Annotated in this window: 15 protein-coding genes; 7 read left to right on the forward strand and 8 right to left on the reverse strand. The window is 59.6% G+C overall.

Annotated elements, in window-relative coordinates:
• Positions 1–66: 66 nt before the first annotated feature.
• Positions 67–839 (forward strand): IS5 family transposase gene (locus ACO07N_RS07165; protein WP_421980360.1). Its coding sequence is split into 2 segments (ribosomal slippage): positions 67–403 and positions 403–839, totalling 774 coding nucleotides; the frame shifts between segments, so codons are not numbered across the junction.
• An 81-nt stretch (positions 840–920) separates the two neighbouring features.
• Here the strand turns inward: ACO07N_RS07165 and ACO07N_RS07170 are convergent.
• From ACO07N_RS07170 to ACO07N_RS07180, 3 genes are all read right to left on the reverse strand, one after another.
• Positions 921–1,124 (reverse strand): DUF1737 domain-containing protein, encoded by a 204-nt coding sequence (locus ACO07N_RS07170; protein ID WP_421980361.1) that lies wholly within the window; start codon positions 1,122–1,124, stop codon positions 921–923.
• Positions 1,125–1,136: 12 nt separating this feature from the next.
• Positions 1,137–2,021 carry an HpcH/HpaI aldolase/citrate lyase family protein gene (locus ACO07N_RS07175; protein ID WP_421980362.1) on the reverse strand — a complete coding sequence of 295 codons (885 nt, stop codon included), beginning with the start codon at positions 2,019–2,021 and terminating at the stop codon, positions 1,137–1,139.
• Positions 2,022–2,112: 91 nt separating this feature from the next.
• Positions 2,113–3,009 carry a DMT family transporter gene (locus ACO07N_RS07180; protein ID WP_421980363.1) on the reverse strand — a complete coding sequence of 299 codons (897 nt, stop codon included), beginning with the start codon at positions 3,007–3,009 and terminating at the stop codon, positions 2,113–2,115.
• Between the two features lie 167 nt (positions 3,010–3,176).
• Between ACO07N_RS07180 and ACO07N_RS07185 the strand changes: the two genes are divergently transcribed.
• Positions 3,177–3,638: a GNAT family N-acetyltransferase gene (locus ACO07N_RS07185; RefSeq protein WP_421980364.1), complete on the forward strand. Its 462-nt coding sequence runs from the start codon at positions 3,177–3,179 to the stop codon at positions 3,636–3,638.
• A gap of 23 nt (positions 3,639–3,661) precedes the next feature.
• Here ACO07N_RS07185 and ACO07N_RS07190 read toward each other — a convergent pair whose 3' ends face one another.
• Positions 3,662–4,720 carry a DUF2125 domain-containing protein gene (locus tag ACO07N_RS07190; RefSeq protein WP_421980365.1) on the reverse strand — a complete coding sequence of 353 codons (1,059 nt, stop codon included), beginning with the start codon at positions 4,718–4,720 and terminating at the stop codon, positions 3,662–3,664.
• Positions 4,721–4,826: 106 nt separating this feature from the next.
• Between ACO07N_RS07190 and ACO07N_RS07195 the strand changes: the two genes are divergently transcribed.
• Entirely contained in the window at positions 4,827–5,348 is a 522-nt protein-coding gene (locus ACO07N_RS07195) for a gamma-glutamylcyclotransferase (RefSeq protein WP_421980366.1), read from the forward strand.
• Here the strand turns inward: ACO07N_RS07195 and ACO07N_RS07200 are convergent.
• The 4 genes from ACO07N_RS07200 to ftsE form a co-directional block, all read right to left on the reverse strand.
• Entirely contained in the window at positions 5,340–6,131 is a 792-nt protein-coding gene (locus tag ACO07N_RS07200) for a lysophospholipid acyltransferase family protein (RefSeq protein ID WP_421980367.1), read from the reverse strand. The genes ACO07N_RS07195 and ACO07N_RS07200 overlap by 9 nt on opposite strands.
• 56 nt (positions 6,132–6,187) lie before the next feature.
• Positions 6,188–6,826, reverse strand: coding sequence for a YdcF family protein (locus ACO07N_RS07205; RefSeq protein WP_421980368.1), 639 nt, complete (start codon positions 6,824–6,826; stop codon positions 6,188–6,190).
• A gap of 142 nt (positions 6,827–6,968) precedes the next feature.
• On the reverse strand, positions 6,969–8,009 hold the full coding sequence (locus ACO07N_RS07210) for a cell division protein FtsX (protein ID WP_421980369.1): 1,041 nt from the start codon (positions 8,007–8,009) through the stop codon (positions 6,969–6,971).
• 54 nt (positions 8,010–8,063) lie between these two features.
• Complete coding sequence (ftsE, locus tag ACO07N_RS07215) at positions 8,064–8,723, reverse strand: cell division ATP-binding protein FtsE (RefSeq protein ID WP_421980370.1); 660 nt, start codon at positions 8,721–8,723, stop codon at positions 8,064–8,066.
• A 194-nt stretch (positions 8,724–8,917) separates the two neighbouring features.
• Here ftsE and ACO07N_RS07220 point away from each other — a divergent pair, with 194 nt between their 5' ends.
• The 4 genes from ACO07N_RS07220 to ACO07N_RS07235 all read left to right on the forward strand — a co-directional run bounded on the left by ACO07N_RS07220 (position 8,918) and on the right by ACO07N_RS07235 (position 12,808).
• Positions 8,918–9,868: a zinc-ribbon domain-containing protein gene (locus ACO07N_RS07220; RefSeq protein WP_421980371.1), complete on the forward strand. Its 951-nt coding sequence runs from the start codon at positions 8,918–8,920 to the stop codon at positions 9,866–9,868.
• Positions 9,869–9,870: 2 nt separating this feature from the next.
• A complete protein-coding gene (gene hpt / locus ACO07N_RS07225) occupies positions 9,871–10,437 on the forward strand; it encodes a hypoxanthine phosphoribosyltransferase (RefSeq protein WP_421980372.1) in 567 nt (188 codons plus the stop codon).
• A gap of 2 nt (positions 10,438–10,439) precedes the next feature.
• The gene (locus ACO07N_RS07230) at positions 10,440–10,835 is read left to right on the forward strand and encodes a response regulator (RefSeq protein WP_421980373.1); all 396 of its coding nucleotides are present in this window, start codon (positions 10,440–10,442) and stop codon (positions 10,833–10,835) included.
• Between the two features lie 233 nt (positions 10,836–11,068).
• Positions 11,069–12,808: a caspase family protein gene (locus ACO07N_RS07235; RefSeq protein WP_421980374.1), complete on the forward strand. Its 1,740-nt coding sequence runs from the start codon at positions 11,069–11,071 to the stop codon at positions 12,806–12,808.
• The last annotated feature ends 4 nt before the right edge of the window (positions 12,809–12,812 follow it).

Genomic DNA, 12,812 nt, shown 5'->3' on the forward strand with positions numbered 1-12,812 from the left:
ATTTAACGAATAGGGATTCCCTTTTGGCAGCAAATCAGATTCAAGACTGATTTTTGGAGATCAGTCATGTCTGAGACGCGTTACGAGGATGAACTGACGGACGCTCAATGGGCTCGTCTTGCACCGTTGATGCCTGGAGGGTGCCGAGGCAAACGCGGTCCACGAACGGATAACCGGCGTTTTCTGAACGCAGTCTTGTGGATCGCACGCTCGGGAGCCAAGTGGCGTTATCTGCCTGAGCGCTATGGCCGTTACGGCACGGTCAAGCAACGCTACTACGACTGGATTTCAAGAGGCGTTTTTCAAAACATCTTCAAAGCGTTGAATGAGGACGCGGACTTTGAATGGCTCAGTGTCGATGCCACCGTTGTCCGGGTTCATCAACACGCCAGCGGCGCAAGTCGCAAAAAAGGGGCTCTGAAGCCCAGGGTATCGGGCGCTCCAAGGGAGGGCTGACAACCAAGCTGCACGGCGTATGTGACAGTTTAGGGCTGCCCTTGCGCTTTGTCTCCAGTCCAGGACACCGGGGCGAGGTTCTGTTCGGGGCTGAGCTGATCAAGGGCTACAAACCCGGCTATGTTATCGCGGATCGGGCATACGATGCGGAGCATTTCCACGACGCTATTCTTGATTTGGGAGCAACACCCGTCATTCCGCCACGCCACAATCGCCTGCGGCCCCATGCTTGTGACTGGACAATCTATAAAGAACGGAACGCCATAGAGCGTTTGTTCAATAAGCTCAAACACTTCAGACGCGTCGCCACTCGCTACGACAAACTCTTAGCCAACTTCATGGGCTTCGTGACGATTGCCGCAATTCATATCCTGATCAGGTAATCCTTAATTCCTGACCAGAACCTAGGTTTTTGACAGCAATCGGATGCTGCGGTTGCCGCCTTGGAAAACCGCAGCGGCCGCCTACTGCTCGCCGAGCTTCATGTCGGGTGAATATGTACCCTGGGCTTCCTTGACCACGGCTTGCCCGCAGATGGTGGTTCCCTTGGCCGAGTCGAACGAAACTGTCGGCGATCCGTGAAGGTCCCAGCCGTTGTTGAGCGCCTGGGTCACACGGTGGCAGAAAGCGCTGTCATCCGTGCCTGTGATCAGCCTGTAGAGTTTCATGCGTGTGTCCCGTCAACCGCGTGCGGCAATGGCATCGGCGATCGCGATAACCCTCTTGCCCATCTCTGCATGTAACCTTTCAACCATCTTCCCGTCTACCTGGATCGCGCCCTTGCCGGCATTTTCGGGCAGCTCGAACGCGTCGTTGATCCTGCGCGCCCATTGAATTTCCGCCTCTGACGGACTGAACGCGTCGTGGCACGGCGCGAGCTGCTTGGGATGGATCAGGGTCTTGCCGTCCATGCCCATGTCCGCACCCTGTGCGCACTCTGCGGCGAACCCTTCTTCGTCCTGAAAGGCATTGTAGACACCATCGAGAATGTCGATGCCGCCCGCACGCGCAGCAGCGACACATGTCATCAGCCACGGCATCATGGCTGCCCGGCCCGGTGACAGGCGCGCACGCGTTTCCTTGGCCAGGTCGTTGGTGCCCATGACGAAGCAGTCGAGCCTGACTTCCGGGTCCCGGCCGCAGGCACCGATGGCGCCGGCGTTCAGCATGGCTTCAGGCGTTTCCATCATCGCCCACAGCCGCAGGGCCGCAGGCGCCTTCTGGAGCGACAGCATGTGCGCAACCCGCTGCAGATCTGCGGCCGAGTTCACCTTGGGCACGAGGATTGCGTCCGGGCAGGCCTGGATGGCCGCCTGCAGATCGGTTTCGCCCCAGGGCGTGTCAAGCGCGTTGATCCGGATGACGACTTCCCGGTCACCGTACCCGCCGGCGGCGATCGCCTCGCTGATCTGCGTGCGTGCGAGATCTTTGGCATCGGGCGCGACCGCATCTTCGAGATCCAGAAGCAGGCAGTCGACGTCAAGGGTTTTCGCTTTCTCCAGCGCCCGGGCGTTGGAACCCGGCATGTAAAGGGCTGAGCGGCGTGGCCTGATCGTTGCGGTCATCGGGTCATCCTGTGGATTTGGACAAGTTGGCGCAGCCTAGAAGATTGTGCCGCGCTGCGAAATTCACCGAAGGGAGAAGAAAAGGCACATGTCAGACGCCGTTTCTCCCTCTGTTTGCCTTTGCGAAAATCATGTCCTTGGCGGCGATGACGGCGCCCAGCGTGATCGCGAGGCAGGCGATCAGGACCGAAAGCGTCAGCGCACCGAAGCCGAAGGCGATGAGCAGCAGCGTCGACAGCAAGGGTGCCGAATAGGCTGCGGCACCCAGAACCTGGATGTCGCCGCGCTTGACGCCGATGTCCCAGGTGAAGAAGGCGAGCCCGACCGGAAACAGCGCAAGCGCGGCAACGGAGGCCCATTCGCGCCCCTCATCCGGCCAGACCGTTTGTTCCAGCATCAGGTGACACAGAGCCGACAAGACAGCCGTCATCAGGCAGAACCCCGCGACGGCTTCCGTCGGCACCTTGCCGAGCCGTCTGGACAGAACCGAATAGCTTGACCAGAAAAGCGAGGACGCGACCGCCGCACCGTAACCGATGGCATGACTGCCTGAAAACCGGACACCGTCGCCACCGCTGATCAGAAGCGCCGCGCCGCCAAGGCCGAGCACCGTTCCGAGAAGATGGTGCGCCCGCAGCTTCTCGCCCGGGAGAAATGCCGAGAACAGGACGATCAGCAGCGGCCAGGTGTAGTTGATGAGGTTGGCTTCCACCGGCGGCGCATTCCGGATCGCCGTGAAGTAGAAGAAATGAAACCCGAACAGACCGACCGTCCCGAAAATCCAGACCCTGAGCGGTTGCCGGAGCAGCCCGAGGCGTCCTGAACAGGCCAGCCAGATCACCGCGAGCGAACCGGAAATGCCGAAACAGAGCGCATTCAGCAGAAAGGGCGGCACGGCTCCGGACCCGGCGCCGAAGACGCCAAGCGTTGCCCACATCAAGACGGCGCTCAAGCCGATTGCCGTCGCCCTTATGCGTCCGTTTTCCACCACACCCCCGCAGCTGCGCGTGTACCTTCCGCGCTCTTGGCATGAATCGACCAATATCGAAAGGGGAACCTGAACCCCCAGAAGAAATTCAATCAGGTCCTTGATCCCGGCTCCCGTTTCGGGACATGTTGGGACACCAATTTTGACCTGTGAATTCCGGGGACTTCATGACAACTGCGGAAATCAGAACGCTGGGGCAGGACGATGCTCACAAGCTTGCGCCACTTATCGCGGAAAACGCGCAGGCCCTGAAGCGCGGCGCACCGCGGCGACCCGACGACTACTACGCAGAACGCATCCTGTCGGACAGGAACGCGGAAGTGCTTGGCGCTTTTTCGGGCGAGGATCTGATCGGTTTCGGTGTCTATTTCGATCTGCCCGAGCTGATCACGGGTCTGCGCATCGGCCAGCTCGATGAAATCTATGTCCATCCTGAACACCGGAACCAGGGAACGGGCCGGAAGATCATCGAGGCTCTCGTGGCCGAAGGCAAAAACCGTGGCTGGCTTCACCTGCGCTGGATTGTGCCGGGCAAGAACGCTCCAGCTGTAGCGCTCTACGAGAAGATTGCGGAGCCCGACCATCGCAAGAGCTACGTGATCCCGATCGATCGTATCGCCGGCGACTGAGCAGCGCCCGGATCGCGGCCGGGTCATGTTCCCGCTGAAAACAGCGGCGGGATCCGGCCGAGCGTCAGGAAACCGATCCGTATCACACCTTGATCTATCGCGACGGGAAGCGTGATGGATGGCTGGCCGTCAACCTGCGTTTCCGCACCTTTCAGACTTTGAACGACGCTGCGGACAAGGGAGAAGCTGTTGTCCTGGGGTGGAAACATGGGCTGCACCAGGTCGAGCAATCCATCCGCGTTGCCGATGGTCAGATCAAGCTTGCCGGAGACCGTACCGTCACCGTTGATCGCCAGATCCCCGGCGGCATTGACACGGCTGTCGCCCAGCACGGTTTCGAAAAGCACCAGTTTCACCGGAAGGCGGCCTTCCCGCTGCCGGACCAGCAGCGCGAGATTGCTGCCTGCCAGAAGCGCCGCCCCGCCGGTGACCTGCACGTGCGCGCGCATGTCGATCGTCGCGCCGAATTCCGGCAGTGACTTGAGTTGCAGCGCATCGACGGACACGAACCCATCCACCGCATCGGCGGTCTCCGGAGTATTGCGCAGATGGAGTTCCGCCTTGTCTGCCGCAAACAGGCCTCGCGACAACGGGTTTTCAAAGGCTGCTTCGGGATTGCTCAAAACGGCATCGAACGCGCCAAGCGCCGAACTGGAGAACTTGACACTTGCGCGCGCCGTGTCCCAGCTCATCTCGCCAAGCAGACCGCTGAGGGGTTCGGCGATCGACGCCGGAGCCTTGGCTTCGAATATGATGTGCCAGGGGTTGTAGATCAGCGCGACCGCATTGAGCCCGCCGAGCGAGCCCTTGGTGCCGTAACGGTCATTCGATGCGAGATCCCGGCAATAGACTTCATAGCGGAACGGGTAGCCCGCAATGGCAAGGTCCGAGCAGGAAATATCCAGCCCGTTGATTTTCATCGCCTGCAACTGCGTATCCAGTTGATCGGCCAGGACCGACCGCCCGAAGAACCAGGCGCCGGACCATCCGGCAATGACCAGTCCGATCACGCACATAAGCAGTATGTACCGGCGTCGTGTCGGCTTGCTCGGTTTGGTCTCGTGTTCTGACACAGTATTCATCGCTTTCGGTTCGGGCGCTCTTGATCGGGTCGGCCTGCGTACTTCATTTGAAACATCGTGCGTGTATTGCTATCTCCCCCGGCGGCACAATGATAGACAGGACGATATGAGCAATTTTTGGGTATTTGGCTACGGGTCGCTGATGTGGAACCCGGGATTCGACCATATTCGATCCGAACCGGCCCTTTTGAGAGGCGCGCACCGGGCGCTGTGCGTCTACTCCTGGGTTCATCGCGGCACCCAGGAACGTCCCGGACTTGTGTTCGGGCTGGACAATGGCGGAGCCTGCCGCGGCATGGCCTATCAGGTGGCGGAAGACATCTGGCCGGACACTCTGGAATACCTGCGCGCGCGCGAGCAGACCACGATGGTCTACAAGGAGCACTGGCACAATATCGAGATCGGGAGCGGCGAGCAGGTGCACGCGCTTGTCTACATGGTCGACCACGGCCATCCGCAGTATGCGGGCGCACTGCCGCTCGAGGAGCAGCTGGAAATCGTGAACGGTGCAGTCGGAAAATCCGGGGAAAACCCGGAATATGTCATCAACACCGCCGCCCACCTGGAAGAAATGGGCATCGCCGACACAAACCTGGCCTGGCTCGCGGAACGGCTCAAATCACTGTGACGGCACCGCCTCGGCGGCGGTCTGCCTGGCCGTATCGACATCCTTGAGCACCGGAGACGGGTTCGGCGCGCTCCTGGCTTCCTCGATCAGCCTGTCGCTGGCCGTTTCAATCGTCTCCACCAGTTGTTCGTAAAAGACATCGTTCGAAAGCCCAGGCTCGATCGGCGGCAGGATCTCGACGATGACCGTCCCGGGGTAGACCTTCCAGGACGACCGCGGCCAGTAGAGCCCGGCATTGTGTGCAATCGGCACTACGGGGCATTTGAGATCCCGGTACAAGTGCGTGATACCGTATTTGTATTTCGGTTCCGCGCCGGCCGGACGGCGCGTCCCCTCCGGGAAGATCATGATCTGGCGCTCTTCGGCGATCGCTTCCTTGGCCGCTTCCATCATTGCTGCCAGCGCTTCCGAGCGTTTGCCCCTGTTGATCGGGATCTGCCTGTACTTGGCCGTGTACCAGCCGAAAATCGGTATCCAGCGCAATTCCCGCTTCAGGATGAAGGTCGGACTTGCAAAAAGCGGGATCAGCGCCACGGTTTCCCAGGCCGACTGGTGTTTCATCGCTGCGATGTAGCCCCCGTCCGGCAGGTTCTCCCGGCCCCTTATCTCCACCTTGAGGCCGGCAACCACGCGCATCAGCCAGATGAGCGTGCGTGACCAGAACGGCACGATGGGCCAGCCCCATTTTCTCGGCAACAGCATCACCGGTGAAAACAGGATCATTTCGATGAGGGTCACCGCGTAGAACAGCACCTGAAAAAGGGTAGATCGCAAAAGAAGCATGGCACCAGAAAACCAGAACAGAGCAGGATCGCCGCTGAGCCAGGTTCCGAGTGAGCTCAGTTCATGGCCCTGACGGTGTTGCGGAGTCTGGCGAGGATATACTTCACATATTCGCGCATGAGAAGCCGGATCGTCGCAGGCTTCGTGTACCAGGTGTCCAGTTCAAGACCCTTGGAGAAGACAGGATAGGCAATCAGATCGACGTCGGGCAACACGTCGGACAATTCCGCTTTCGCGCGTGGAATGTGATAGGCACTGGTCACAACCAGCAGCGAACCGAACCCGTTCTTCTGGACCCAGACGGCGGTTTCCGTTGCATTTCCGGCAGTATTGAGCGCGACCCTGTCGAGATCCACGCTCGCCTTCTCGAGCGGCATGGTCGACGACGTCACCGCTGCCAGCTGCTCGCGCGTCGTACCCGGGTGAACACCGGAAATCAGAAGCCGGTCGGCATGGCCTTCCTCCAGGAGGCGCAGCCCCTCGCTGACGCGCGCCTGTCCGCCCGTCAGCACGACGATCGCATCTGCGTTGACCGTGCTTGGCACCTTGGCTGTCGAGATCTGATGCGCGAAATAGAGGAATTGACCCAGAACCCCACCGGCAAGTGCCAGCAACACGGCGACAAAGGCGATACGCAGACCGAACCGTTTTTTCCGCACCGCACCGGACGCGGGCCGGGCTGTGTGCGCAGACACGTTTCCGCGGCCGGCGCCGCTTTCCTTGGCTGCACCGGTCTCCAGGCCATTCCCAGTGGCCGAATCAAGAGCCGTGTCTACACGCATCATCCAGCAAGTTTGGACTTCGATTGAGCCAATTTCGCGGCATTGACCAATAAATTCAATCCACTTTCGCCAAATGAGCCTTGACGGCGAGCCCGGATGTCAGGGCAGTCAGGATCGCAACAAGGAAAACAACGGCCAGCACGCCCAGGTAACCCGGCAGGCTCACGGAGACCGAGCCGAACAGGGCCGAAAGCTGGTCGGACCCGGCCTGCCCGGACGCCTGGCGGGTCAGAAGATCCACGATTACGAAACACAGGATTGCTGCAACGCCACCAGAAACGCCGCCCTTGAGACCGAGCAGCAGGAAGTGCCGTTGAAACTCCCGCGCAATGAAACCGTCCTCTGCGCCGACAAAATGCAGCACCGACACCACGTCCTTGTTGCCCGCCATGGCGGATTGCGTCGCGAACACCACGCTGAGCACCATGGATCCGAGAACGAGGATCATGATCGCGACCCCTCCGGCAACGACCGCGCCGGCCATGGCGGACAGGCGCGACGTCCAGATGGAATGATCGTCAACGCTCGCCCCCGTAACCTGCTGCGACACGGATGTGCGCAGCTGTTGCAGGTCGAGAAGTGCGGGGTCGCCGACAGAAATCTGGATCAACCTGGGGACCGGCAGCCCCTCGAGTTCAAGGCCTTCTCCGAGCCAGGGCTCCAGGAGGGATTTCGTTTCCGCATCCGAAAGCGCCCGGACGGAGCCAATGCCCGGAAACTCCTGCACCAGGGCGACGGCCTTGTCGATCTCCCGCAGCATGTCGACACCTTCGGTCGGCCGGATCTGGATCGTAATCTCCCGGACAAGGTCGTTCTGCCAGGCGTCGGCGGCGTCCCAGACGATGGACACTGCGCCGACCGTCAGGCAGGCGAGGAAGCTCATGATGGCGACCACGAGCGTCAGCGCCCGGCCGGCGACCGATTGCGGCGGCACGATTGCCGCGGATGGACGGAGCTTGGCATCGTCGCCCTGTTCCGGCTTTGCGGCTTTCGGCTTCGGCTTTTTCTTGGCCCGCTTGGGACGCCCCGGCCGGTCCGGCGGTTTGACCGCGACGACAGACGCCTGCTTGTCATCTTCTGATTCTGGTTGGGCCATTCTGTTGCCTGGTTGTCTGTCTGCAGCCGAACCCGTTGCCTTGACGGGGTTTGTTCAGTCGAAAATCGAAAGGCGTCCGTCCGCCAGCACCATCCGCCGCGCATCCACCTGTTCCAGCAAGGCAATGTCGTGCGTCGCAATCACCACGGACGTGCCGAGTTTGTTCAATTCTATGAAAAGACGCAACAGACGGCGCGCAAGGGGCGGATCGACGTTGCCCGTGGGCTCGTCGGCGAGAAGAACCTCGGGCCTGGTGATGAGAGCTCTTGCGATCGCCGCACGCTGCTTCTCGCCCCCCGACAGGACGGGCGGCAGCACATGCATCCTGTCTCCGAGCCCGACCCATTTCAGGAGGTCTATCACGTCCGCCCGGTAGTCGGATTCCTGCTTGCCGACAACGCGCAGCGGCAGGGCGACATTCTCGTAGGTCGTCAGATGGTCCAGCAGGCGAAAGTCCTGGAAGACGACACCGATCTTCCGGCGCAGCCGCGGCAGTTCCTGCTTGTCGATCACGCTCAGGTCGCGATTGAAAACCTTGATCAGTCCGCGCGTTGGCCGGAGCGACATGAACAGAAGCCGGATCAGGCTGGTCTTCCCGGCACCCGAAGGTCCGGTCAGGAACTGAAACGACTGCGGTTCGATCTGAAAGGTCAGATCACGCAGGATTTCCGGTCCCATGCCGTATCTCAATCCGACATTCTCAAAGCGGATCACGAATATGTCTCCTGTTGATGGAGCGACGCTATAGCCATGCCGTTAACGGTGCATTAATCATATAAAGGTCCATTAGAATCCGGAAAGCCCATCATTGGAATTGCTGGCATTTGTCCAACATTTCATGCCGGATTCCGCCCGATCGGTCACACGAGAACAGCACTTGAGCACGCCATGACGAAAGGTCTTCACAGATGAAGATCACATGTCCGGATTGCAGCACGTCCTACGAAATCAAGGCGGAAGCTGTAGGCCAGCAGGGGCGCAGCGTCAAATGCGCCAAGTGCGGCAACCGCTGGTTCGTGTCGGCGGATGAGGACGATACCGCCGAATTCAAGAACAAGGATGCCGGATCGGAACCCGGGCCGGACGATGACAGCGCCGGTCAGGACGAGGCGCAATGGGAAGCGGACGCGCAGGACGATGCCGGATCGTCGGCTGAAGACACCGGGGAAGACAGCGACGACACGTTCGAGCCCGCTGATGACGAAGCGGACTTTGCAGCGGACGACGACGAGGACGATTCGACCTCGAAAAAGGACGAGGACAAGTTTGCCGCGGACCTTGAAGACGACGAAGGCGGCGACGGCAACGAAGACATCGAGTCTCAGGCCAAGAGGCCGAAGATCATCGTCAACCCGGACAAGTTCCGGCGCAATCATATCGGTGCGGTCATCGGGTGGTTTGCGCGCCGCAACTTCCGGCGGATCGGCGGCGTCCTGATTTTCGGTGTCGCACTGGCCGCGGTGGCGTCTTTCGTGTTCCTGCGCGACAACATGGTCAAACAGTCCCCGGATCTTGCCAGTCTTTTCCAGATCATCGGTTTCGAAGTCAATTTGCGCGGTCTTGAATTCAGGAACCTGCGCACGTTTTCGGAGATCGAAGGCGGAAAACAGATCCTCGTCGTCGAGGGATCGATCAGAAACATCCTCGATGAAACCAATTCGGTTCCGGCCGTCAGATTGTCGATTCGCAATTCGGACGTCCAGGAAGTATACGCCTGGACCGTCGAACCCCGGACCAAGACACTGAACGGGCTCGACGAAACCCGGTTCAGGACAATACTGGCCGACCCTCCGCAGGAAGCCTCCGACATACAGGTCCGTTTCGTCGACCGCGGCCAACGCCAGATAGTACTTGAGTGACCATGACAACAAACATCCATACGCTTTTCGACGAAGATGCCATCGCCACGCGGGTCGCAGCGCTCGCGCAGGAAATTGCCGAAGGCCAGCCCCGGGATCTGCTTGTCGTCGCGGTTCTGAAGGGCAGCTTCATTTTTGCCGCCGACCTTGTCAGGGCCATGCATCGCGCCCAGCTTGAGCCTGAAATGGAATTCATCCACCTGTCGTCCTACGGCGCCGGTACGGAAGGTTCGGACAACATCCGCGTCCTGCGCGACGTGGAAAGCGACGTGACCAACCGCGACATCGTCCTGGTGGACGACATCCTGGAATCGGGCCGCACGCTGGCCTTCGCGCGTGAGCGGCTGATGGAGCGCGGTGCGCGGTCCGTCAAGATCGCGGCGCTGCTGGATAAACCCGAGCGCCGCAAAGCTGCCATATCTGCAGACTATGTCGGGTTTGCCTGTCCTGATAAGTTTGTCGTCGGATACGGTATGGATATGGGCCACGCGTGGCGGCAGTTGCCCTATATTGGATATGTTGCGCCTTCGGAAAACGAAGCGGCGGCTGACGGCAAGACAGGAGAGTGAGCATGGCTCGCATTCTTCTCACAGAAGACGATGACGCGGTAAGAAGCTTCGTGAAACGCGCGCTGGAGCTGGACGGACATACTGTCAGCGTCGCCGAGGATGGCGGCGAGGCCGTTGAAGTCCTGACGGACGAAAACGGCGGTTTCGACCTTCTTGTCTCCGATATCAAGATGCCCGTCATGGACGGCATCGCGCTTGCGCTGCACACCGCCCGCGACTTTCCCGACATGCCGATTCTGCTGATGACAGGTTTCGCCGATCAGCGCGAGCGGGCCAACGGACTGGACGCTCTGGTTCACGATGTCATCACAAAGCCATTCTCGCTGGCCGACATTCGCAAGGCCGTGCGCAACGCCATTTCCGGCGTTCTGCCGGAGGACACGCGCAGATACGCGTAATCAACGCGAAGTTTCCGGAGTGCCCAACGCGATTGGAAGAAGATCTGCCAATCGAAACCCCTGATACTTGCACCCAACAGACCTGCGCCAAGACCTCAACCTGGAGAAAGGACCCTGAAAGGCCTTTTCGCCACACAGCTGCTTTCCCCGACATGGCTGCTTTTCTCGATCTTGCAGTTCGTTTATCGTCAACTGAATAAATTTTATCTTCCTTGCGAAAAAGGAGCAGACGCATGCTTCAGGGTTCGAAGGCATTCAGGTTTTTTGGCTTATTCGCAACTATCGTTTCCCTGGCTTTGCTTGCCGGCCCGGCCAATTCCGAAACGCGCGTCGCACTTGTCGTCGGTGTCGGCGCGTACGACAATGCCACCTATCTGGAGAACCCGACCCGCGATGCATCCGCCATTGGGCGGGCATTGATAGCTGCCGGGTTTGATGTCGATATCAGTCTGAATGCCGATCAGGGCGGCCTGGGGCAGGCGCTTCTCAAATTCATCAAGAAAGCCGAAGGGGCTGATGCGGCCGTTTTCTATTTCGCCGGACACGGTATTCAGATCAACACCAAGAACTATCTTCTCTCGAAAACCGCAAAGGTGGAAAATCCGCTCCTGATAGATCAGGACGGTTTCGAACTCGGAAGAATTCTCGAGCTGATGACGCGAAATGCGAAAACAAGTATCGCGATCATCGACGCGTGCCGGAACAACCCGCTCGCCAATGCCTTGCAGGCTGCGACAGAACCAAGCGTGCGCAGCGCCTGGGGCATGTCCCGTGGATTGGCGCCGCTTCACAAGGCTTACGCCAACTCGTTCGTGGCCTTTGCGACGTCTCCGGGACGGGTAGCCTACGACGGCACCGAAGAACATTCGCCATTCACATCTGCGCTGCTGCGTCACATTTCGACGCCGGGCATTGAGATTTCAGCTCTCCTCAAACGGGTCACAGGTGACGTGCTGGACACGACTTCCGGGAGTCAGCGCCCCGAAATCGTGGCGTCGATGGCCAGAGAATTTTACTTCTATCAGCCGAACGTCACGATCGAAGGCGATGTGGTGGTCCAGCAGCCGGCCTCGAAGGAAACGACCGCTGTCGAATTGCTGCGCGCTGCGATGAACCTTCCTGCGGGCAGCAAGCGCAGTTCGTCGCTCCGGCTGATTGTTGAGCGCTTTGAGGGCACGGCCACGGCTGAAATTGCCAAGAACCTCTTGGATGCCGCATCCGAACAAACAGTCTCATCGAACGGGTCCCAAGAAAAATCCAACCCCGACGTGGTCGCAAAACTCGGGGACAGCGAGCCCGAAAAGGACCTGTCCAAAGCGCAGGACAAGCCCGTCGCGCTCACCCCGGAGCAGGCCGAGCGAGCCTTGAGCCTCGACACGGATCGCATTGCGGAAATCCAGAAAACCCTGAATCTCCTGGGGTATGACCTGGGGCGTGCCGATGGTGATTTCGGACAAAGATCCAGACGTGCACTCAGGAGCTTCCAGGTTGCCAATCGCGTTCCCCAGACAGGTTACCTGGATGCAAAGACCATCAATGCCTTGTCAAAGGCCATCGACGCCGCTCCGAAAACATATGAAGGCGAATGGCAACTGATTGTCTATCGGGAGTGGCTCATCGACGACAAGAATTGGGCGCCTAACAAGAAAGGGACGCGAGAGGTTCTGGTTTCCGCAAGGCTAAACGCGCGGGACAACAGGTTCTACATTCGCTCCTATCACTACCGGACGATTGAACCCTACGAACCCTTCTCCGATTTTGACGCAACCTATACAGATTCCGGCCGGGTTTCGCTGAGGGGCGGCATAAGCACCCATTTCAAGGACGCGCAGTTTGTCGTGCCGAACATGAAGCGTCTGTCCGCAACACTTCAGTTGCCCGAGATCGCACTTGTCAGAAAAAATATCGACGCCGGCGCCAACAGAATAGATCCGCACTTGAAGTTCCATGTCAGTCTGAGCCGCGTCAAATGAGGAC

The organism is Roseibium sp. (genome assembly GCF_965229775.1).
Classification (GTDB): domain Bacteria; phylum Pseudomonadota; class Alphaproteobacteria; order Rhizobiales; family Stappiaceae; genus Roseibium.